The 23196-nt window shown below is 40.7% G+C and carries 21 protein-coding genes and 2 pseudogenes; 8 read left to right on the top strand and 15 right to left on the bottom strand.

Annotated elements, in window-relative coordinates:
- The 3 genes and pseudogenes from FTU62_RS08070 to FTU62_RS08060 form a co-directional block, all read right to left on the bottom strand.
- Window positions 1–298: pseudogene (locus FTU62_RS08070) on the bottom strand (RNA-guided endonuclease TnpB family protein); the annotation flags it as partial.
- A 43-nt stretch (window positions 299–341) separates the two neighbouring features.
- A pseudogene (locus tag FTU62_RS08065) lies at window positions 342–1266 on the bottom strand (pirin family protein).
- 25 nt (window positions 1267–1291) lie between these two features.
- Window positions 1292–2056, bottom strand: coding sequence for a DNA polymerase beta superfamily protein (locus FTU62_RS08060; protein ID WP_180102370.1), 765 nt, complete (start codon window positions 2054–2056; stop codon window positions 1292–1294).
- A 166-nt stretch (window positions 2057–2222) separates the two neighbouring features.
- Between FTU62_RS08060 and FTU62_RS08055 the strand changes: the two genes are divergently transcribed.
- A complete protein-coding gene (locus FTU62_RS08055; RefSeq protein WP_180092519.1) occupies window positions 2223–2969 on the top strand; it encodes an IS5 family transposase in 747 nt (248 codons plus the stop codon).
- 194 nt (window positions 2970–3163) lie between these two features.
- On the opposite strand, the gene FTU62_RS08050 is transcribed toward FTU62_RS08055, so the two are convergent.
- Together FTU62_RS08050 and FTU62_RS08045 are read right to left on the bottom strand one after the other, a co-directional pair.
- Window positions 3164–3535, bottom strand: a complete 372-nt coding sequence (locus tag FTU62_RS08050; protein ID WP_078192499.1) for a hypothetical protein — start codon at window positions 3533–3535, stop codon at window positions 3164–3166.
- 193 nt (window positions 3536–3728) lie between these two features.
- Window positions 3729–5138: an FAD-binding oxidoreductase gene (locus FTU62_RS08045; protein ID WP_078189543.1), complete on the bottom strand. Its 1410-nt coding sequence runs from the start codon at window positions 5136–5138 to the stop codon at window positions 3729–3731.
- Window positions 5139–5510: 372 nt separating this feature from the next.
- Here FTU62_RS08045 and serA point away from each other — a divergent pair, with 372 nt between their 5' ends.
- The 3 genes from serA to FTU62_RS08030 all read left to right on the top strand — a co-directional run bounded on the left by serA (window position 5511) and on the right by FTU62_RS08030 (window position 8717).
- Window positions 5511–6743 (top strand): phosphoglycerate dehydrogenase, encoded by a 1233-nt coding sequence (gene serA / locus FTU62_RS08040; RefSeq protein ID WP_078192852.1) that lies wholly within the window; start codon window positions 5511–5513, stop codon window positions 6741–6743.
- A 117-nt stretch (window positions 6744–6860) separates the two neighbouring features.
- The gene (locus tag FTU62_RS08035; protein ID WP_180102369.1) at window positions 6861–7730 is read left to right on the top strand and encodes an EamA family transporter; all 870 of its coding nucleotides are present in this window, start codon (window positions 6861–6863) and stop codon (window positions 7728–7730) included.
- Window positions 7731–7847: 117 nt separating this feature from the next.
- Window positions 7848–8717, top strand: coding sequence for a DMT family transporter (locus FTU62_RS08030; RefSeq protein WP_180102368.1), 870 nt, complete (start codon window positions 7848–7850; stop codon window positions 8715–8717).
- Window positions 8718–8860: 143 nt separating this feature from the next.
- On the opposite strand, the gene FTU62_RS08025 is transcribed toward FTU62_RS08030, so the two are convergent.
- The 3 genes from FTU62_RS08025 to truB all read right to left on the bottom strand — a co-directional run bounded on the left by FTU62_RS08025 (window position 8861) and on the right by truB (window position 11154).
- Window positions 8861–9322, bottom strand: a complete 462-nt coding sequence (locus tag FTU62_RS08025) for a hemerythrin domain-containing protein (protein WP_168378156.1) — start codon at window positions 9320–9322, stop codon at window positions 8861–8863.
- A 125-nt stretch (window positions 9323–9447) separates the two neighbouring features.
- On the bottom strand, window positions 9448–10221 hold the full coding sequence (locus tag FTU62_RS08020) for a TSUP family transporter (RefSeq protein WP_180008735.1): 774 nt from the start codon (window positions 10219–10221) through the stop codon (window positions 9448–9450).
- Between the two features lie 24 nt (window positions 10222–10245).
- Window positions 10246–11154 carry a tRNA pseudouridine(55) synthase TruB gene (gene truB / locus FTU62_RS08015; RefSeq protein ID WP_180102367.1) on the bottom strand — a complete coding sequence of 303 codons (909 nt, stop codon included), beginning with the start codon at window positions 11152–11154 and terminating at the stop codon, window positions 10246–10248.
- 153 nt (window positions 11155–11307) lie between these two features.
- Between truB and FTU62_RS08010 the strand changes: the two genes are divergently transcribed.
- From FTU62_RS08010 to FTU62_RS07995, 4 genes are all read left to right on the top strand, one after another.
- Window positions 11308–12336, top strand: a complete 1029-nt coding sequence (locus tag FTU62_RS08010) for a lipase secretion chaperone (RefSeq protein ID WP_180102366.1) — start codon at window positions 11308–11310, stop codon at window positions 12334–12336.
- A 78-nt stretch (window positions 12337–12414) separates the two neighbouring features.
- Complete coding sequence (locus tag FTU62_RS08005) at window positions 12415–13359, top strand: esterase/lipase family protein (protein WP_373886339.1); 945 nt, start codon at window positions 12415–12417, stop codon at window positions 13357–13359.
- Window positions 13360–13726: 367 nt separating this feature from the next.
- The gene (locus FTU62_RS08000; protein ID WP_180102364.1) at window positions 13727–14737 is read left to right on the top strand and encodes a triacylglycerol lipase; all 1011 of its coding nucleotides are present in this window, start codon (window positions 13727–13729) and stop codon (window positions 14735–14737) included.
- A 202-nt stretch (window positions 14738–14939) separates the two neighbouring features.
- Complete coding sequence (locus FTU62_RS07995; protein ID WP_180102363.1) at window positions 14940–15905, top strand: triacylglycerol lipase; 966 nt, start codon at window positions 14940–14942, stop codon at window positions 15903–15905.
- 61 nt (window positions 15906–15966) lie between these two features.
- Here FTU62_RS07995 and rplS read toward each other — a convergent pair whose 3' ends face one another.
- The 7 genes from rplS to FTU62_RS07960 form a co-directional block, all read right to left on the bottom strand.
- Window positions 15967–16338: a 50S ribosomal protein L19 gene (rplS, locus tag FTU62_RS07990; RefSeq protein ID WP_078189351.1), complete on the bottom strand. Its 372-nt coding sequence runs from the start codon at window positions 16336–16338 to the stop codon at window positions 15967–15969.
- Window positions 16339–16477: 139 nt separating this feature from the next.
- Window positions 16478–17218, bottom strand: coding sequence for a tRNA (guanosine(37)-N1)-methyltransferase TrmD (gene trmD / locus FTU62_RS07985; RefSeq protein WP_180004770.1), 741 nt, complete (start codon window positions 17216–17218; stop codon window positions 16478–16480).
- 42 nt (window positions 17219–17260) lie between these two features.
- Window positions 17261–17809 carry a ribosome maturation factor RimM gene (rimM, locus tag FTU62_RS07980; protein ID WP_078189353.1) on the bottom strand — a complete coding sequence of 183 codons (549 nt, stop codon included), beginning with the start codon at window positions 17807–17809 and terminating at the stop codon, window positions 17261–17263.
- Between the two features lie 17 nt (window positions 17810–17826).
- On the bottom strand, window positions 17827–18084 hold the full coding sequence (gene rpsP / locus FTU62_RS07975; protein WP_078189354.1) for a 30S ribosomal protein S16: 258 nt from the start codon (window positions 18082–18084) through the stop codon (window positions 17827–17829).
- A 144-nt stretch (window positions 18085–18228) separates the two neighbouring features.
- Complete coding sequence (locus FTU62_RS07970; protein ID WP_218948604.1) at window positions 18229–18717, bottom strand: type IV pilin protein; 489 nt, start codon at window positions 18715–18717, stop codon at window positions 18229–18231.
- On the bottom strand, window positions 18711–19172 hold the full coding sequence (locus tag FTU62_RS07965; RefSeq protein WP_306670174.1) for a type IV pilin protein: 462 nt from the start codon (window positions 19170–19172) through the stop codon (window positions 18711–18713). Before FTU62_RS07965 ends, FTU62_RS07970 begins: the two co-directional genes overlap by 7 nt.
- Before the next feature lie 9 nt (window positions 19173–19181).
- Entirely contained in the window at window positions 19182–23183 is a 4002-nt protein-coding gene (locus FTU62_RS07960; RefSeq protein WP_257223103.1) for a pilus assembly protein PilY, read from the bottom strand.
- Window positions 23184–23196: the final 13 nt, after the last annotated feature.

The raw sequence follows: 23196 nt of genomic DNA, 5'->3' as shown, positions 1-23196 counted from the left end.
AGCGCCTTGCTGATTTTTTATTGCTGACACGCCATTTCAGCTTTGCCTTTTTAAATTGCTTTCTTCGGGTGACTAATTCTTCAGTTACAGCCTGAATGGTTTGACTATGTAAATTACATTCTTTGGACGTGCCTTTCGTATATTTGGCAATATCAAAAGCAGAGAGAAATTCACCTTTCCGCTTCAAATGCCTAAACCCTAAATCATTGACATAATTCCAGACGAAGTTCACTTCTGATGCTAGTTGGTCTAACACCTTGCAATGTTTGTCTTTTATACGTAATTTAAGGGTTTTCATGTACTTATATTAACAATCAAAACTCAAGGAAAATAGTCCTTAGTTAAATCAAACGACACTTCAGGTCGTGTTGCTTATATCTCTGACCTGAAGGACAGAGTTTTACGCTCCATTTGATAAAGCGGCCTTGTTTTAGGTCCTCATAGGCTTGCATGACTTCAGCAAAATGATTCATCACAAAATAACCGCCCATAAATGGGTTCATTTAAAGGCTGCGCTGATAAATACAACATGTGGCTATCTTCGACTGCCGTCAATTCGACATTTTCACCTTGGCTCGACATAACTGCCATATGCTGTGCATTTAACTGTTCATCCGTTTCATTAAATTTCAGTTTGCCTGAGCGTAAATACACAAGCGTGGTATCCCCTTCCTGTGCAGGCAGGGTGATGCTTTGATTGGCTCTGACAAAGACATCAAATACCTGCATAGGCGTATGTGTTTCTGCGGGGCCGTCGGCTGTTAAATAATGCCCTGCAATAATCCTTACATAACCTGCATCTTGGGCTAAATCGACCTTTGGAATATTGGCTTTGGCTAAGCTCTGATAACGTGCAGGATTCATTTTATCTTTGGCAGGCAGATTGACCCAAAGTTGCAAAATTTCAAATGCTCCACCCCGCTGAGCAAAGGCTTGGCTAAAAACTTCTTCGTGTTGTATGCCTGAAGCAGCAGTCATCCACTGTACATCGCCCTCACCAATGACTCCACCGCCGCCAGTCGTATCATGATGTTCGAGTTCGCCTTTAAACACTAATGTGACGGTTTCAAACCCTCGATGTGGATGTTCCAATACGCCTTTTTTCAGTTTGGTTGGTTTCAAAACCCCAGGCCCTAAGTGGTCGAGCAATAAAAAAGGCGAAACGGTATTTCCCAATTCATAATGGGAAAAAACTGAAGTCACTGGAGCAAAGTCACCGACAGGTGAGCCTGAATCATTGACGTGAATAAAAGCGAGGGTTTTCATCATACAATTGTATAGAAAATAAATTTTAATCGTAAAAATGCTGTTTTATACGGAAACTATACTCTGTGAGATAAGACTGTAATTTGTGTAAATCATTGGTTGCTTCTATCGGCTTTGCATTAAGTGCTTCAATTTTATCATTCAGCAATTTTAAAATTTGGGTTTGCTCAGCCAATGGAACTTGTGCCTTTTCTTTTTGCTGTTTTTTAATTTCCAAATAATCTTCTGCCCAATGACGCAATGGATCTTGTGCATCAATCTGTTCAAACAACTGTGTAATCAATAGTTCAGGCATAATTTTTTGTGTAGCCAACTCAGCAGACATTAACCCTCGAATCGAATAGAACACTTTTTTATAGGTAAAATTCTCTGCCGTTTGCATGACATTCATACCACCTTTTGCCAGTGATAAATAATGATAATACAAAGCCTTATAATCTATACGCTCAAGTAGACCCTCACGAAAATTCTCCCACTCAGGAAACTGATTCAAATAAATAATATGTGCGCGGACCCATTCCAATACTGTCGGATTGCTCTTTGCCAATAGACCAAACATTTTATTCAAATCAAAAGAGACGAAATCAAAATCACCATCCATGATTTCAATAAGGTCACGATGTTTCCGATAGTCATAATATTGTGCTTTAGACGGGAGATGAAAACCTCGTACATCATAATCACTGTCTGGACTTGCCATGCCCCATAATCGACTGCCACTCTCAATATAAAATAATGGAAATTCATCTCGGTTTTGGAATAATTTTTGGATTTCTTGTTGGATGTTCATAAATTTATGTTTTAGGCAGTGTGACTGTTTTTATACCATTAATATGGCCAAACTGTGGATTTTATAAAACTTTAATTCAACTTTATTTAGGGTCTGTTGACATTTGTTGATTAAAAAAATAGCGAGATAGTAAAATTAAATCGCCAAACCCAATTTTACACTCGCTATGCCTCGAACAATGCTAAATGATCAACACTGGTCCAAGTTACTTGCTATTTTCCGTCACTTTAATATTTATCTCAAATTAAATTTACGGAATTTTATTGAAGCGATTTTATTTCGAATTAGAACAGGCTGTCCTTGGCGTGATTTACCTCAAGAGTTTGGTAAATCAAATTCTATTTTTAAGAAATATAATCGATGGTCTAAAAATAGTAAGTTTATGAATATTTTTAAATTATTCAGCCAGCATGCTGATAAAGAGTGGATTTTTATCGATGGGAGCCATGTACGAGCGCATCAACATTCAGCTGGTATTAAGAATCAAAGTATTTCCAAAAGTATTGGTGGTAATAGTTCAAAAATACATTTAGCAATCGATTCAAATGGTAATCCTATTGAATTTATTATTTCAGATGGAACTTCACATGATATTAAGGTTGCACCTGATCTTGTATCAAAATTAGATTTAACAGAGTCAGAAATGCTATGTGCAGATAAAGGCTATGATTCAGAAAGTTTCAGAAAGAAAATTAGAGAAAGTAATACGAAAGCAAACATTCCTCGAAGATCAAATGCCAAATCTAGCAATGATGATATGGACTGGTATATGTATAAAATCAGACATTTAGTTGAAAATGCATTTTGTAGATTAAAACAATTTAGAGGAATTGCCACAAGATACGATAAGCTAAAACGTAACTATCAAAGCGCTGTTGCTTTAACTTGTATATTTATATGGTTGCCTCTTTAGCTCAATTTATCGGCTGTAAATGTCAACACACCCTAACATTGATTAAGAAATAAATTAAATAATATGAAGATATATTCAAAATTTGATTTGAATTGTCACGCTAGCTTGTTCTTTCTGAAATAAAAAAGCGCATCAATCGATACGCTTTTTATGAGGCACACATGCCTAAATTCCAACCATAAATCAAAGATTTATTAAGGACACTTCGCCGATTGGAAAGTCTTGGTATTTTTACCACGTTGGCACTGATATTCCTTTTGCGTATTTACACGCTGCCAGTCACCATCCACCAATCTAAAACTATAAATAGTACGAATTGATTTCACCGAATCATCCATCAAACCTGTTTCCGTCACTTTCACCTGCCCCGCATTTGGCGACTCGACACGGTTAAAGTACTGACGAATTTCTACAGTCGACAGCTCTTTACGCAAATCAGGACGTTCTTTTAATACCTGATCGAGTGGCGTAGCAGAAGAACCGACTTTAGACACAATTTTCTGCGTTGTCGCACAACCCGCCAACATCCCCACACACAATGCAGACACAGCAATTAAACGATACATAGAAGCAACTCAAATTTATTATTCAGTCCTATCATGCCGAACATTTGTCCAAAACACTATTTAAGCAATGTAAAAGAAGTACCTCACTCCACAAAATCAACGTGCTGTTTCTCATCCATGTGCGGCTAAAAAGGCGTGCTATAGCCATAAAAAAACGCACCCGAAGATGCGTTCTAGTACGTCTTTAAAAAAATTAAAGATCGAACAATTTACCTGGGTTCATAATTGCATTTGGATCGAATACTTTTTTCAATGCTTTCATATATTCGATTTCTTCTGCTGAACGTGTGTAATCGAGGTAAGGCTTTTTGGTCATACCCACGCCATGTTCTGCTGAAATTGAACCGTCATATTTTTTCACAGTTTCAAATACGTATTTGTTTACCACTTGGCATTTTGCAAAGAATTCATCTTTACTTAAATCCGCAGGTTTCAAAATATTTAAGTGCAAGTTACCGTCACCAATATGACCGAACCAGCAAATTTCAAAGTCTGGGTAATTCGCTTCCACAATTGCATCAATTTCTTTAATAAATGCAGGAACATGTGTAATCAGAACTGAGATGTCATTTTTGTATGGTGTGAACGGTGCGATTGACTCTGAAATGTCTTCGCGTAAACGCCATAAGCTATGTACTTGGTCTAAGCTTTGGCTCATCACGCCATCCAGTACCCAACCTTGTTCCATGCAATGTTCAAAAATTTCCATTGCCGCATCCATGATCGGTTCAAATGGTGCTTCAAACTCAAGTAATACATAGAACGGACATGGTGTTTCAAACGGACGTTGCACATGACCATTGTCCAATACTTTTTGCATCGCAAGCTCACCAAAGAACTCAAATGCAGTCAGGTCGATTTTCTTTTGGAAGGCATGTAGAACAGGCATAATCGCATCAAAATCAGGCACACCGAGAACCAACACTTGTAAGTCATGGGGTTGGCGTTCAAGTTTGATTTCAGCTTCAGTCACTAAACCTAGCGTACCTTCACCACCAATAAATAAGTGTTGAAGCGCATAACCAGTCGCGTTTTTGATCATGCCTTTGTTCAAGCGCAGGATGTCACCTTTACCTGTAACCACGGTCATGCCCAACACCCAGTTACGAGTCATGCCGTATTTGATGACTTTAATACCACCTGCGTTGGTACCAATGTTGCCGCCAATTTGAGATGAACCTGAAGATGCAAAATCAACTGGGTAGTACATGCCCTGTTCTTCAGCATAGTTCTGAAGTTGTTCAGTCACCACGCCTGCTTGTACGCGTACCATACGGTCAGCTGGGAAGAATTCCAAGATTTGGTTCATCTTGTCCATGCTCACCACGATTTCACCGTTAGCAGCCACAGCACCCGCAGATAAACCTGTACGACCGCCACTTGGTGTGATCGCTACATTAAATTGGTTGGCAAGTTTTACAATCTGTTGAACTTGTTCTGTGCTTGAAGGGAAAACGACGACCGACGGGTTTGGATCGAAGTGCTTAGTATGGTCACGACCCCAATTTTGGAGACTATCCGCATCAGTTTTAATTCGGCTTTCGCCAACAATAGCGGTCAATTGGGTCAATAACTCTGGGGTTAAAGCGACTGGAGCATTCATCGTTTTCAGACCTTGCAAGAAGTAAACAAGTTTTTTTAAAGGTCCAGACTTCATTCAGTCAAAACTGCGGTAACGCATATTTCAAGGGAAAAAGCCTGAAACAGAGCGCATCAAAATGTCAGGGAATTGGTCATGATGATTTTGAGCGGCACCATTATAAGCTATAACTGGGCTTTTTTTGACAAAACCCAAAGAAAAACGTGATTTCAAAATGTCACGAGGAATATGACCAAGTTAATTAGACCAAATCTAAAAAAATTGACTCATCATTCGCCAAAATAGCCATGACGTCAGTCATAAAGGAAATGTATATCAGGCGACTTCCTATGCTATTATATGCGCACTAAATTTGGCCTTTGTAGCGGAGCCGTAATGAGCCAACATCTTTCTTTACCTAAAGATAAAATTCGTTTCTTGTTGTTAGAAGGCGTTCACCAAAACGCAATCGACACTCTAAATGCTGCTGGATACACCAACATTGACTACCGTAAAACTGCGCTTGAGGGTGAAGCGTTGAAAGAAGCGGTTAAAGATGCTCACTTCATTGGTATTCGTTCACGTACTCAATTAACTGAAGAAGTTTTTGAAGCGGCGAACAAACTGATTGCTGTGGGTTGTTTCTGTATCGGTACAAACCAAGTGAACTTAAATGCTGCAATGATTCGCGGTATTCCAGTATTTAACGCACCATACTCAAATACGCGTTCAGTTGCTGAACTAGTACTTGCTGAAGCGATTCTATTACTTCGTGGTGTTCCTGCAAAATCTGCTTCAACTCACCGTGGTGGTTGGAACAAGTCTGCAGTTGGTTCATTTGAAACTCGTGGTAAAACTTTAGGTATTGTTGGTTACGGTTCGATTGGCTCGCAACTTTCTGTACTTGCTGAAAGTTTAGGTATGCACGTAATTTATTACGATGCCGTAACTAAACTTCCAATGGGTAATGCACGTCAAGTCGGTTCTATGGGTGAACTTCTTGCCAATGCAGACGTCGTATCTCTACACGTTCCAGACGTTCCATCAACTCGCAACTTCTTCGGCAAAGACCAATTTGCTCAAATGAAAGAAGGCGCAATCTTCCTCAATGCTGCACGTGGTACATGTGTCATCATTGAAGATCTTGCTGATGCAATCAAATCTGGTCACATTGCTGGTGCTGCGGTTGACGTATTCCCGAAAGAACCAAAAGCAAACGGTGAAGAATTTGTTTCTCCACTTCGTGGCTTAGACAACGTGATTTTAACCCCTCACGTAGGTGGTTCTACGATGGAAGCGCAAGCAAACATCGGTCTTGAAGTTGCTGAAAAATTCGTTGCTTACTCTGATAAAGGTATGACTTTATCTGCAGTGAACTTCCCAGAAATCGCCTTACCGTTGACTGAAGGCAAACACCGTTTACTTCATATCCACAAAAACGTGCCAGGCGTTCTTTCAAAAATCAACAACTTGTTTGCTGAACACGGTATCAACATCTCTGGTCAGTCTTTAATGACCAAAGGCGATGTGGGTTATCTTGTGATGGACGTTGATGCAACTGCATCTAAAGAAGCTTTGGATACTCTTCACGAAGTTGAAGGTACCATCCGCGTTCGCGTATTGTTCTAATTTAATTAGACACTGAAGCCACAGCCTTCGGGCTGTGGTTTTTTTATTGTAGTAGACTTTTAAAATCTGGCTTTTGCCAATCTCCCGCTATTCGAGTCATCGAAACAAATTTAGTCTATGCCAAATTTTAAAATTATCCCTGCTCTACAAGCACCACTGATCTTGCTTATTGCAATGATCAGTATGCAAAGCAGTGGTTCGTTTGCCAAATATCTTTTCGGTCAATTTCCCATACTGACCGTTTCGGCGATGCGTTTAATGCTAGGCGCTTTAATTTTGGCGATTATTTTTAAAGTTTGGCAGATCAATTTTAAACAAGTGAAATGGTCATCTATTCTGAGCTATGGCTGTGCCTTAGCAGGGATGAATGTATTATTTTACTTGTCGATTGATCGACTCCCGCTCGGCATTGCCGTCTCTTTTGAATTTATTGGTCCGCTCAGTGTCGCACTATTTGCTGCACGCCGAAAATTTGACTTTATTTGGGTCGGACTGGCTATTTTAGGCCTTATCCTGCTCTTTCCTTTTGACCAAGCTGCACAACGACTTGATCCTGTTGGCATTGCCCTCGCCCTTGGCGCAGGTGCCTGTTGGGCACTCTATATCGTGGCTGGTCAAAAACCGTCAGGGGTCTCAGGCAATCATACCGTTTGCTTAGGCATGTTCGTCGGCATGTGTGTTTTGATGCCCATCGCACTCTTTGCAGGTATGCCGGCACAGGCGTTTGAGCCAAGTAGTCTGCTGTATTTTATTGCACTTGCGATCCTAGCCAGTGCTTTACCTTTTACTCTAGAAATGATTGCGCTCCGCAATTTAACGGCGCTCAGTTTCGGAACGCTCATGAGCCTAGAACCTGCAATTGCAGCACTCTCTGGTTTTGTTTTCTTAAATGAACAATTGCTGTGGACCCAGTGGTTAGCCCTTGCTGTCATCATCTGTGCATCGATTGGGTGTACCTATACCACGCAAAAAGCCAAAGTCATTTAAATTCAAAATCCATCATGATTTGGTCAAATGTTAAAATTCACTCAATTGTTAGCATTAACCGCTATACTGTATTGACTCAAAAATAGGGCTCAACACCGCCCAACAACTGTGTGCCGCATGCCAAATTCACAACTTCTCGCTGTTGTTTTCATGGTGCTCTCCATGATCTCCTATCAAATCAGTGCATCATTCGCCAAACAATTATTTTTGGTGCTTGATCCACTCAGTGTGACCATTTTACGACTCTGTTTTGCTTCAATTATTATTTGTTTAATGTTTCGTTCATGGCACATTTTAAAACGGCTGTCGTTTTTAAAATGGCGCGATCTGCTCTGCTATAGCGCAGCACTGTGCCTCATGAATGTCTTGTTCTATATGTCACTGGGCAAACTCCCTCAAGGCATTGCCGTTGGACTCGAGTTTATTGGCCCACTGGGTTTGGCACTGCTGTCGATAAAAAATCGTAGTGACTATATTTGGGTGTTTTTGGCGATCTTAGGGATTGCGCTGATGGTGCCTTGGGGACAAGCCCAGAGCGGAAATTTCTCACTGATTGGTGCGGCGTGTGCATTGGCTGCCGGACTTTGTTGGGCCTTTTATATTTATTTCGGGCAAAAAGTGGTACACCAAAATATTGGCATGCATGCACTGACCATTGCCATTAGTTTATCGGCATTGACCTTATTACCCATCGGCCTCTATAACAACGCAGCAGCTTTATTGGATACACAATATTGGCCTAAAGCACTATTGATTGCCATTTTAGCCACAGCGATTCCCTATGCCCTAGACCTCAAAGCCTTAAAGATTCTAAGTAAGCTGAGTTATGGAACATTGTCGAGTATCTCACCTGCTTTGGCAGCTATTACGGGTATGGTTTTATTGGGAGAACGTATCGGCATGTGGCAATGGCTCGCTCTGGTGTGCATTATGCTCGCCTCAGTCGGGGTGACGATGCGTTCCTCTAAATCGGAAACAGCCAACTAAATTTTTAAAGGCAAAATAGTTAAATAAAAATGGCGGGATTGCCGCCATTTTTCAACACCTTGTCTAAGAACTCCTACATCTAAGCTTTTAAATACAAGGCTTTTAAATACAAGGTTCGAAAAAGTCTAGCTTCTATAAAGGACTTAACCAGTCAGGCTGTCTTTATCTGCTTTTTTATATTTTTTATACTCGGCTAAGTATTGTTTAGCCAAAGCTTCTTTTTGCTTATCATCCAATATTTTACCGGCTTGTTGAAAGAAACCGTGTTCCTCTTCCTGTAAATGATGATGCACAGTTTCTGAAAGTTTTTTGGCAATGGCCAGCCAGCCCGGATTGCTAAATTCAGTCTCAGTCAACTGCTCTAAAAGTTCGTCCATTTCATGATGTTCAGCCAAGGCATGACGGGTAATATTCAGCCCCGAATCGGTCATCATTAAAGGAATATAAAAATATCGGTCTTCCCCGACAGCATGCGCGAATAATTCATTTTTAAGTCGGTCAAACAAATCCCGACGTTCTGGACTATCACCAGAAGTTTGTACTAATTGTTCTGCAAGCGCTCTTTGTTGTTCATGACTTTGACGTAAAGCTTCAAAAATATTCATTCTGATGATGCCCTCTGATGCTTAGCGATAGCTGAGTATTTTTTTAATTCAGCAAAATAAAGTGCTTCATTTTTATACTAAACATATCCGCATCAGAATACAGCGCAGCTCTGTTAAGTTTTGTTTTAAGCTTGTCCCGTAAAGGTTTGATACCCTAGCCGTACAATCAAAATACTCACCAAAATCAAAAATAGAATTCGAATAAAGCCACTGCCGTATTTAATCGCCGCACGTACACCAACGATCGAGCCTAATATATTCGCCACAGCCATCATTAAGCCTATAGCAAATAACACATGGCCTGTGGGCGCAAAAAAACTCAATGCAGCCAAATTGGTGGTTAAGTTAGCCACTTTAGACAAAGCAGAGGCATGTAAAAAGTCGGCTTGTAGATAACGAATAAAAAAGAAGATAAAGAAACTGCCCGTGCCTGGCCCAAAGATGCCGTCATAAAAGCCAATCACCAAACTACCAAGAGCGGCAAGACCGAGAATTTTAGGGGTCAGTTCTTGGCGTACATGCACCTGACCAAATTGTTTTTTGGCAAAGGTATAGATCGCAATCACGATCAACATGACCAAAACAAAAGGCCGTAAGACTTCTTTTGGAATCATCGATACACAAGCTGCGCCCACAAAGGAGGCAACGAATGCACAACTTGCAATGACCGCAAGTAATTTCCAACGTAGTTTAACTTGGCGTAAAAAGGAATAGGACGCTGAAGCCGTACCAAAGATCGAAGACAACTTATTGGTGCCAAACACCGTCGCCGGAGATAAGTGCGGCATGGCATTCATAATGGCTGGAATTTGAATTAATCCTCCGCCCCCCACTGCTGCATCAATTGCACCGGCAAAAAATGCAAAAAATAAGAGGCTTAAAATAATTTCAATGTCCATAAGAACTCTTCAATGCTGTATCAGCTACTCTAGATTTAACACACGCTTAGGCACCAAACGTTTACGGTCTGTAATTTCAGCCAGCCCTAAACAACGCTCACCTTCAAATACCAAGACCTGCGCTTCTGCCTCATGTTCAATATTACTTTCCATGCCACGACTGAAATATTCTGCACGCCCTTCTGGCGCTTGCACTTTGCAGAAATGATCGACGGGTGAATACACCGGCAGCAATAATGCTTCACGCTCCACTTCAGTCAAGCTTTCCAAATATTCAATGGTGTAAGTTGGATTAAGGTCAAAATGCCCCGTTTGCGTACGGTGTAGATAGGTCAAATGTCCAAAAGTACCTAATGCTTTGGCAATATCTTCGCCTAAAACACGAATATACGTGCCTTTGGAACAGGTGATGTCGAGTGTAATACTATTCTCATCAAATGATAATAACTCGATGGCATAAATCGAAATCGGACGTGCTTCACGCTCTATTTCTATGCCTTTACGCGCCAACTCGTACAGCGGGCGACCTTCTTTTTTCAGCGCAGAATACATCGGTGGAATTTGTTGAATATCTCCCACGAACTGTGCCAACACCTGCTGAATAGATGCCTCGGTCAAAACAGGTACGGCTTGTTCCATCAGTACCTCACCTTCCACATCACCCGTCGTGGTGCTGTGTCCTAAAAAGACGGTGGTTTTATAACGTTTAGTCGAATCCAATAAAAAATGCGAAAACTTTGTTGCTTCACCCAAACAAATCGGCAATAAACCTGAAGCCAGCGGATCAAGCGCACCAGTATGTCCTGCTTTTTGTGCACGAAACAACCAACGCACCTTCTGTAAGGCTGCATTCGAGCTAATACCTAATGGCTTATTCAAAAGAAATACACCATGTACAGGACGACGTTGGATCTTAGGAGAGGCTTTTTTCATGTCAAAATTTGGCTAATACAGGAACAGCGCAATGGTAACAACCCACCTCTAACGTTTACAACTCTTCTATGTTTTTATCTGCATTTTATGTCATATTGAGTTCGCATTTAGAACTCTAAAACAATTAAAAACGGAATAAAGGTGCATTGGGATATGCAAAAAAATAAACTTTGGCTCATCATTGCCTTGGTCGTTATCGCTGTTGCTGCATTTATATTTTGGCTGGCGCCAAAAGCATCACAAAATGATCCTTCAGATCAATCGGTTCAACAACAAAATACGCCTTTAGCGCAGGGCGAAAATGCTACAGCACAAGCCACAAGCGGTTCTTCACTGCTCAGTCCAAGTCAACAAGACACGGAAGTTAACTGTCAAATCAGTATGGATGGTTCAAACCGTCTGATCGTGAACGAACAAACACGGAATTGTTTTGAATATTTCATCACTCAATATGGTGAAAAGTCGATAGATCAAATCAAAAAGGATTTTAAAACCTACATTGCACAAGGTCATAAAGAACCTGCGCTATCCCAAATTTATGATTTGTGGGATCGCTATATGAAATATCGTGAACAATTAGGTCATTTACAGCCACCAAGTGACGACAAAGAATCACCACAATATTATCGCTCGATCTATAGCAGCACTCAGAATTTAAGAAAACAGTTCTTTTCTGATTATGAAATTGAAGGTTTATTTGGCAAGGAAAATACCTATCACGAATACACCCTAAAACGTATGGAAGTGGTGAATGACAAAAAACTGTCTGAATCAGAAAAAGCCAAAAAACTAAAAGCTCTGTTTGATGAGCTCCCAGAAGACTGGAAAGAAAATCTGGAACAAATCAATAAACTTGAAGATTTACGCAAACTCACAGCGGACATTAAAGCCCGTGGTGGTTCAAGCGAAGAAATCCATCAAATGCGGTTAAATTTAGTTGGTCCAGAAGCCACTCAGCGCCTTGAAAATCTAGACACCCAGCGCAGCTCTTGGAAATCTAGTGTGAATCAATATCTCACAGAGCGTGACAGTATTGTGAAAAGCAATATGAGTGACAGCGCTAAACAACAAGCAGTACAGCAGCTCCGTAATCAACATTTTAAATCGAAGGAAGATCAGCTCCGCGTCAGTACCTTTGAATCTGTGCATGATCAGGGTGGAAAATTACCTTTCGCAGAATAAGTGCAAATAACAATTTAAAAATAACTTCAATTTCAGGATGAAATGATGAAAAAATCACAAGCTCTTTTATGCGCAATTATGGCTGCATCAGCAGCGATCGCAAATACACAGTCCCAAGCTGCGGCTGGACTCCAACATGTCACCGCCAATAGCTCGGCAAGCTATGCCAAGACCAAATATCCGATTGTATTTACTCATGGCATGTTCGGGTTTACTCGCATTGGTTTTGACAGCTTTGGCATGGATTATTTTTATCAAATTTTGCCAGATTTAGCTCGTAATGGGGCCAATACCTTTGCTGCCCAAGTTTCACCGCTAGAGTCGACAGAAGTCCGTGGTGAGCAATTGCTCTCTCAAGTCGAAGAAGTTCTTGCTCTGACCGGCCAACCCAAAGTGAACCTCATTGGTCATTCACATGGTGGACCGACAACTCGCTACATTGCAGCGATCAAACCTGAATATGTGGCTTCGGTGACTGGGGTTGCAGGCACTTATCGTGGCTCTCTAGTCGCAGATAAAATCCAAGCGAATAAAACTATTAACTCAGTCTTTGGAGTCCTTGGCGATCAACTCTTAGCACCGATTATTACTTGGGCTGAAGGCAACTCGAGTCTACCCAACAGTGTTGATGCATCACTTACAGCGATCAGTGAAAAAGGTTCTGCTGAATTTAATGCAAAATTTCCAACCGCAGCACTGGCTGCGAACTGTAATCAGTCGGGTGCCAAAGTCGACAATGGCGTGTATTACTACTCATGGACAGGTACAGCACAAACCACGAATCTATTAGATGTACTAGATACAGTGATTAGTCAGCTTGCACCTTTGGCCTATGGAAATCGTGACAATGACGGTTTGGTTGGCCGCTGTAGCACCCACATCGGACAAGTGATCCGTGACGACTACAATCACAACCACTTAGATGAAGTGAATATGGTCTTTGGTCTACGCAGCCTATTTTCACCTGACCCAGTTGCGCTCTATCGCCAACATGCCAATCGTTTAAAATTACAGGGACTGTAACTTCAAAAGTCGGTTCCCTTTAAGTACTGAACAGGACGTCTTTGGACGTCCTTTTTTGTTTACAATGTTTTTATTTGTAAGCATTAAACAAATTAATTCAATAAGTTATTAAATCATAACAACTAAAATAAGCGATCAAAATAAAAGACAAATGTATATAAATATGCATATCATCTGAATGCAGCCCATGTCCTAAAATGACATGGAATTTCAAACCGAGCATGAAAAAATGACAATGCATCTTTGTCTATTCAAACTCTCTAAAATCAAAGATATGGCCTAGCCAATCACAAAGATGTTGCTTAAAAACAGAGAGTATTTTCATGATTAAAAAGTAATAAAAACAACATCAGATCAAGGAACATTTATGCGATCTTTAGTAAACACGGCCAAGATGGCCTCTGCAGCTGCAGTTGCAGGCTTAGCGATGAGTATATCGGCAAGCACTCAAGCTGCGCCTAGCGTCCTCCAGGTGAAGGAAACGGCAAAATCTGACTACGCAAAAACCAAATATCCAATTTTAATGGTGCATGGTTGGCTCGGTTGGTCACGTATCGGCACTGACACCATCGGACTAGATTATTGGTACCAAATCTTGCCAGATATGGCACGAAATGGCTCAACCGTATTCGCAGCGCAATTATCTCCTGCAAATACCACAGCACATCGTGGTGAGCAGTTAATTGCACAAGTTGAAGATGTTTTGGCTATTACAGGGAAGCCAAAACTTAACTTAATCGGTCACTCTCATGGTGGTCCAACTGTATTGTATGTTGCTCAAACAAAACCACAGTACATTGCGTCTATTACAGGTGTTGCAGGTACCTATCACGGCTCTAAAGTAGCGGATGATATTCAAGGCAACTCACTTTCTCGTACTGCCTTCAATATTTTAGGTGATTATATTGTCGGCCCACTGATTGCTTTAGGTCAGGCAAAACCTGAGCTTGAAATTGATTTCGATGCTTCTATGAAATCATTATCACAAACAGGTTCTGCTGCATTTAACAGTACGGTTGCAAAATCTGCTGTAGCTGACGGTGTTTTGGCATCTTCAGAAAATTGCAGCAAAAACTTAAAGCAAGTCGACAGCAAAGGCATTCAGTACTATTCATGGACCGGTGTTGCGCAAACCACAAATCTACTTGATATCGATACGATCCTAATGCAACTCGGGCCATTGTCGTATGGCAATAAAGACAATGACGGTATGGTTGCACGTTGTAGTGCTTATATCGGTAAAGTCATTAACGATAGCTACAAACTTAACCATACCGATTTAGCCAATATGATGTTTGGCTTAACAGGGCTATTTGCACAAGATCCTGTGGCGCTGTACCGTCAACATGCAAACCGTTTAAAACTGCAAGGACTTTAATTCTTATCGTTGAAATTTAAATGCAATAAGGGGGCTTCGGCCCTCTTATTTACTTTAATCGATCTGATAAATCATGCTCTTTTATTTTGTTACATTTAGCGTCACAGTTAATCTTTTTCAATTTGCAACAGGTGATCTTTATTGCTTTATTAGAAGTGACAATAAATATTGTCATAAAACAATAATACATTGAGGATCGCTCATGAAATACGGACCATTTTTAGCAGGTTTAATTGCAGCTACATGCATCGGTAATGTATCTGCATCGCAAGCAACCCAAGTCACCGCCAAAGCTAGTTCTAGCTATGCAAAGACCAAATATCCAATCGTATTTAACCATGGTATGGGTGGTTTCATTACCGTTGGTACGGACTCTTTTGGACTCGACTATTGGTATCAAATCCTGCCTGATCTTGCCCGCAATGGTGCAAATGTCTGGGCAACGCGCGTATCGCCGTTTAACTCCACCGAAGTACGTGGCGAACAACTTTTACAACAGGTCCTTGAAATCCGAGCACTCACCGGTGCAGATAAAGTGAATTTGATTGGACATAGTCATGGTGGACCAACGATTCGTTATGTTGCCGGTGTGCGCCCAGATGTCGTGGCTTCATTAACCAGTGTTGCAGGACCTCATCAAGGCTCCCCTGTTGCAGATTTAATTTTAAAAGCTGAAGGCACCGCTGTCGAAGCACCCTTGGTCGGAGCTGTGAATTTTGTCTCTAAAGCCATTGTTTGGGCGCAAGGTCTAGATCCAAAGACTTATCCTCATGATGCATTGGCAGGTGGTTCAAGTTTAACGCTAGCGGGTTCTGCAAAGTACAATACCGCATTCCCTCTGGGCTTGCCTAAATCCAATTGTGCTGATGGTAATAGCGTGGAAAAAGGCATTTATAACTATTCATTTACAGGTGTGGGCCAAATCACCAATATTTTAGATTTAGACTCAGCACTAAAAGTGACCGCATTACTGATCGATGGCGGAAAAGACAATGATGGCCTCGTATCACGCTGTAGTGCCAAGTTTGGTAAAACCATTCGTGATAACTACAACTGGAACCATTTAGATGAAGTCAACCAAGTGCTTGGTCTCAAAGCGTTGTTCGCACCAGATCCTGTCGATGTCTATCGTCAACATGCAAACCGGCTAAAATCTCAAGGTTTATAATTTTCTTTCTCGCATAAAAAATGCGCCAAAAGGCGCATTTTTTACAGCGTTGTAAAACAAATTATTTTGCTTTACGAGCTGGTAATTTTTCACGAATACGTGCAGCTTTACCAGACAATTCACGTAGGTAGTAAAGTTTAGCACGACGAACGTCACCTCGACGTTTCACTTCGATACCAGCAACGATTGGTGAGTGAGTTTGGAATACACGCTCAACACCGAAACCGCTAGAAATTTTACGTACTGTGAACGCAGAGTTCAAACCACGATTTTTCTTAGCAATTACAACACCTTCAAATGCCTGAAGACGTTCACGCTCACCTTCTTTTACTTTAACTTGAACAACTACTGTGTCACCAGGAGCAAAAGCAGGGATGTCTTGTTTCAACTGTGCATTTTCAACAGCTTGTACTAAAGGATGTTTACCGCTCATGGGGTATCTCCGATTATGCGAGTTAGAAGAGGTCTAATCATCGCTGGGGCTAGAGGCTAAAGCGCATAGACCCGATTGACTTTCCCTTTATGCTTGACCGCTTCAATGCATAAAGAGCCTAATATAAGATTTAAAAAATTTAAACCTTGGAATCTTTTAGCCATTTCTTTTGCTGCTTGGTCAATTCAACTTTTTCAACCAACTCAGGTCGGCGTTCTAAAGTGCGTTGATATCGCTGCAAAAACCGCCATTTCTCAATATTGGCATGATGTCCCGATTTTAATACTTCAGGAACATCTAAACCTTCAAAATGGTCTGGCTTGGTATATTGTGGGCAATCTAAAAGACCATCCACAAATGAGTCTTGCACATGTGATTGCTCATCAGACATTGCACCCGGAAGTCTCCGAATCACACTATCCAATAAAACCATCGCAGGGAGTTCACCACCAGATAAAACGTAATCGCCTATTGACCATTCCTGATCAACATATTGTTGGATCAAACGCTCATCTACACCTTCATAACGACCACACAATACAATCAAACCATCATATTTGACGAAATCTTGTACCGCAGGTTCATTTAAGGTCTTTCCTTGCGGCGACATATACACCACAGGGACATGAACAGCACCCGCTTGCTTGGCAAGCTCTTTGGCACGATGAATTGCTTTCGCTAATGGCTCAGCCATCATCACCATACCTGGACCACCACCAAATGGACGTTCATCCACTCTTTTGTAGTTGCCCTCAGCAAATTCGCGTGGATTGATACAATGAACTTGCACAATGTCACGTTTTGCTGCGCGCCCGCTAATACCGTAGGCTGTAATCGCTTCAAACATTTCAGGAAAAAGCGTAATGACTGCAAAAAACATCGCAGACTCCTCTATTTTCCTGCTGCGTCAATCCTTAAAGGATTAATAATCTACGCCCCAATTTACGTAGATACGACCAGCTTCGAGATCAACACGCTGTACTACATCTTTATGCCATGGAATCATTCGCTCTTCGCTATCGACACTGTCAGCAGTAGCGCGAACTACCATCACGTCGTTAGCACCTGTTTCAAACAATTCATGGATTTGACCGAGGTTGACTTCTTGTTCATCTTCTCCAAGACCTAACACTGTTAAGCCCTTCAAATCTGACCAGTAATACTCGTCCACGCCTGCTTGAGGCAGTTGCGATTTAGAAATCCAGATATTTGCGCCAACCAAGTTATCTGCCGCGGTACGATCACTCACACCTTTTAGCGAAACAACCAAGCCTTTGCCATGTGGTTTCCAACGTTTTACATCTACTGTTTGCCAACCTGCTTTGGTCTCAATGTACCAAGGGAGGTAGTCAAAAATATTGCTCATAGGTTCTGTATTGGAATAGACCCAGAGCCACCCATTTAATCCATATGCTGAACGTAGCTGTCCAATCTGAATACGATCTTCGGGAACATTCTGTGTTGGTGTCATGGGTAACCTACTACTAATTAAGCAGTAGCTGCAGCTTTCTTAGCTTCAGCAGCTAAAGAAGCAACACGTTCTGAAGGTTGAGCACCTTGTGAAACCCAGTGAGCAAAACGGTCAGCATCTAAACGAAGTTTTTCTGCTTTACCTTGAGCTGTAGGGTTGAAGAAACCGATACGTTCGATGAAACGACCGTCACGTGCATTACGGCTATCAGTCACAATGATTTGATAGAACGGACGTTTTTTAGCACCACCGCGTGCAAGACGAATAACAACCATGATAGAACCTTATAGTTTTTACGGATTATCCCTGTACCGACCATCGATACATTTCAAACCCCTTTCATAGAGGGCAATATTTTACGTGAAATTTGCCCTGAATGAAAGATCAAAAAGTGTTTATCCACAATTTTGAATTTAAGGTTATTTGCCGTCCCAGTTTGAGGTGGCAGATGGAGTACATGCTGTACCAGAATTATCTGTACCTTGGGTCCAACAACGCTCACCTTTAAAATTCAAACCAATATGGCCATCACGATATTGTGTTGCAGTCGAAATTGGTGTTGCAATCAAGACCCATCTTTCAGAACCTAAAGGTGTCGTATCTTTTACACTCCCATCTGTATCAATCCATTTTAAAGCTACTGTATAAAGAGGAGTCCCTTGTTCCGGATAGGCTGCTTTAATCCCAAAATCATTAGCAACTGCACCTTTTACCTTAAAATTTGCAATTTTATAACGCTGTATCTGGGAAGCAATCTGTAGCATACTTGCCTGCATATCCGTTCTTTTTGTTTTACGCACGTGTTGTTGATAGGAGGGATAAGCAATTGCAGCCAGAATGCCAATAATAGCAACAACTATCATTAACTCAATAAAAGTGAAGCCTGTCTGTCGGTTTCTAATCACCATTCTTCACCCCCTGTACCACAGCTGCTATAGGTAATATTTGCCTTTGCTTTATTTTTACACTTTAATCCTGTACTGGTTTGCAAGAAAGAGACATTCGTTCCATCTGCATGAATTGCTTTAATTACCCATTGCTGGCCATTAGCCTTGTATTCAGTACCATCTTTATCATCTAGTTTAAAAGCAGTATCGGTTCCATCTTTGATTTCAATAGTGTAATTTCTTATGGTTTGTGGCGTTAAATTGAATCCTTGATAACTGAAATTCCGAGACTTCCACTTAGACAATTCACTGGCTAATCTTTGAATTTCTTGTTGCACTTGGGATGCCTCTGCACGCCGAATATAATTCTGATAACTCGGGATAGCAATTGCAGCAAAAATTGCCACAATTACTACCACGACCATAAGTTCTATCAGAGTAAAACCTCGTTCAGCAAATTTATTCATTTTATTCATAAACTCACCTTAACGAAATTTCTGGTACCAGCGTTGAGGAATTAAGCACATTTGTGTTTCTTCGCTTGCACCACCTGCTCCTGTTACTGTAATTGTCATACGCCCACCAGTTGAAATACAGTAATTTGAAGCACTTGTTGGTCGCTCATCACCAGAGCCACCACCGGAACCACCGCCAGAACCACCACCGGAACCACCGCCTTTTTTATTGTCGTTACCGACAGTAATGGTGTGAATGCCTGCACCAATAAATGAACGTCCCGAACCTGTAGGGTCTGAACTCTTACACTGTCCATAAGGCAAGCAGAAAGTGGTCATCAAACTTGCCCCTTTCACACCTGCACCGCAGTCGCCAGACAGACCATCTTTACTTGCATCAAATGTTGAAACAAATAATTTATTATTTAAAGCAACTGGGGTTCCAAAAACCTTTTCTGTCTGCTTGGTATAATCATCACAATCACCATGCCCTGTTAGACAGTTGCTAAACTCATAGTACCAACCGTCAGAACTAGCAGGTGCTTTGATTGTAGTGTCATTTTTACGATCATCATCGGTAAGTTTAATTAATTCTGAGACTTCAATATCTTTAGTTAACCAAGATGTCGCTCCAAATAAATCTTTGCGGGATACGTCTTTATCATAAATATTATAAATTGCATCGTATTCATAACTACTATCTGCAAATAATGGTTTACTACGGTTACCACTACCCTGAGAAATTAGTGCGAAAATATTGCCATTATTACTATAGAGTGAAAAAGCTGGCATATCATAAAAACGAGGGCTTTTACCTCCACTTGCATGACCATCAAAGAGACGAACTGGGGCTTTTACAACCTTACCAATTGTAGATTGCGTATTATCAAAATCTACACGGAAAATTTGCCCACCGAGATCACCAAAATAAATATGATCTATCAGATCATCGCCATTACGATCTACACTTCGAATTTCACTGACTACACTATATTGCATTTCTGCGTGGTGAGTACCAACTACCCCACTAGTTGTTGTATTTGCACTTGATGTAGCATTGGCACTACCCCACCACAATAAATCTCCAGCTTTGATCGTACCTATATCATCGGCTGCGAACATATATACACCTGCACCAATTTTATTAGTTTGGTTATATGCGGGATTTTCATATCCCATATCGTAACCACCACCAACAAACATTACACGTGTACGCTTTCCAGCCCAATTCACAAAGCCAATAGTGGGCTTTGACCAGCTTTGTCCCATACAACCCAAAGGATTCGAATTACTACAATTTCCAGATGGATCTATATGAAACTTGAGTTTAGGATTATTAATATTCTGAAGATTCAACGCATAGTAACTTTTGCCACCCATGCGTAAACCGCCATAGACATCCTGTACTCCCTTCTGACCGCCTTTACCCGTTCCAACTGTTAAATTACCAGAATCATCAATAACATATTCAGTATATGCAGTCCAAGGTCCATCTATACCATAAAACAGATTATTTAACCCGCCATTAGTTGCTTCAGGTACATCAAGTGCCTTTCTTTGTTTTTCTAGCATCTCATTTGGTATAAATGTAAAGACCTCTTCACCTCCACCCGCTTTACCAGACTCTCCAGCTTTCACCACATGCAACATACCCTGTGTGGTACCAAACAAGATGTAGTCTTCACGATTTGTTGAATCCATTCTCTTGTCTGTTGTATTGAAAGCAAGCTTCCCCTTATTTGTTAACATAAGTGGATATGAATGCATGACTGCACCAGTTTGACGAAATTCTGGCTCTAAAATCAAAGCATTTAAATCAGTTGGCGGATTTGCTGCATCAATGTTATATCCTAATGACCGTATTAGATATCCTCTATACTGGTCATACTTGTATACATTATCAGTCAAATCAGTAGGTTTAACTTGTCTTAAATCGCCGCTAGAAATTCCAGAAAATATAGAATCTCCAGCAGAGCCAGAAGAATATTTACGATCAGTAAAAACTTTACGCTTTATCGTTCCAGTACTTGGATTGTTTAATGGATCTGTTCTTAAAGCCAATTTAGACCAGAATCCACCACGTAAAGCAAATTTTGTACTTCCCAGAGTATTTTCATCCATATCAACATTAGCCGGTGTTATTGACTCAGCCCAATAATCAAAATTATCAAGGATCTTTCCATCATCATCGACTATTTTGTTGCCATTCTTGCCTTTTAATACCCCATTTTCATCTACTAAATATTTCTTTAAGTTACCCGTCCATAATTGGAATGTTTTATCTGGCGTTGGCTGGAACTGTTGATAATAAGCATCATCCTGTAATACAGCCGGATTTAATGCATCCTTAGGAATAGTTGGCGAACCGGTGGTAACTGAAGGAATTTCTGTGGTTAAATCATTAATAAAGTGATTGACACTATCCACAACATCTTTTGAACTTGAGCCTGAATACCATCCACCACCTCCACGGATTCCCCATTCTGCGGCTCTTTTAGTTGCCGTATTAATACTACCTAATGCAGCTAAATTCTGTTCACGTGTTTTATTACGGTCAAATGATGGAATACTATTAAAAGAATTACCAAAGCCTACAACTGCTGTTTTAATTTGTAATGATGTCGGGTTATTACTTAATAAACGATTACTAAAGTTTAAAACACAGTTAGTACCGTCTGCACTTTGAGTACAAGAGAAACTATTATCATTAAGAGCGTTTCTCATTGCTTTTTGTTCATTAGACTGGCCACTTGGCTCACCGTCCGTCAGTACATAAATTCCTTGTCCACTGCATTGCTTTTCTTCGGGAGTTTGACTTAGAGATGAAGGCATCTCGTATTTAGTAGCATTACTAACTTTAGCTGAACTGATTGAATAGTTAAAACCATTTTCAAGTGAACTATCACGAACAACTGGCCCTGTATAAATATAACAAGTACCTGTCTTATTAGAGGTGCTGCCTGTAGCACTACTTTTAACTCCTACTGTACATGATGACGCCGTATATTTAGTCAAATCAATAGGTAGGAAGTTAAAATCTCGTGCTGCTGTATTAGAGTGACTTGTTGAAGGCCAGTAATTACAAACACCGTTTGTATCCCAGCTCATACATTGAGTATATTTCAGGCCTCCATCATTATAGGTAAAGAATACTTGCTTACCGGTAGTTCCACTATATAACTCAGTATCATTAAAAGTTTTAGTGCCCATCATGTATGCAGCAGCTTCAGCATAAGCATTTGCTGTTGGAGTACCACCACGAGCATATAATTTGGTCGCTACAGCCTCTAGTAACCAAGCACGCTGTGTTTTTGTTACACCATTTATTGTGACATTTTCATCTAAACGTCGTGCTGGTACCAATATATAACCGTTACTACCTGTTCCATTGAAAGAATAAGCTGATAACCCAATAATCTTATCATCAGTTACTGCTGTAATTCCTTTACTTGTATTGCCATGTAACAAATCGAACATAGCATCTTTAATCCGAGTCAAACGATCATAATAGTGACGCTGTTCACCTTCATATCGATAGTTATACCCCCCAGAGCCATTTTCATTAGTATAACTATTATGATCCGATGGTATTGTGGTTAGTACGTCCCCCCAAGTACACCCTTCTTTAGTTTCAGCATCATTTTCACATTTTTGCCAACGGTTATGGGTACCATATCCTCCACCATTACGCCATGATCTATATTTATAAGCTCGTGCAGTCACCTGACAGTAATATCTAGTATAAGTTGGTGAACCATTTGTTGATGTTTCCGTACCAGATGACCCCATACTAATGTGACTTGGGACATCACAAGCATCTCTATTATTTGTAAGCTGTGGAGCCCCCATACTTCCTGAAATATCAAATAACATCATTAAAGTAATATTACCTGAACGGGCTTGTTGATAAATATCTATGTCACTAGCTTGCGTGGTTGTACCTGTAATCATCACAGTAGATAATGCAGCAATACTGGCAACAAGCAGCTTATGACGATAAGAAGTATGATTTTTATTTTGCATCGTTTTCATCTTTTCTTACTTC

Source organism: Acinetobacter sp. YH12126 (genome assembly GCF_013418745.1).
Lineage (GTDB): Bacteria > Pseudomonadota > Gammaproteobacteria > Pseudomonadales > Moraxellaceae > Acinetobacter > Acinetobacter amyesii.
The sequence above is the reverse complement of the archived record's forward strand: the minus strand, read 5'-3'. Positions and strand labels throughout refer to the sequence as shown.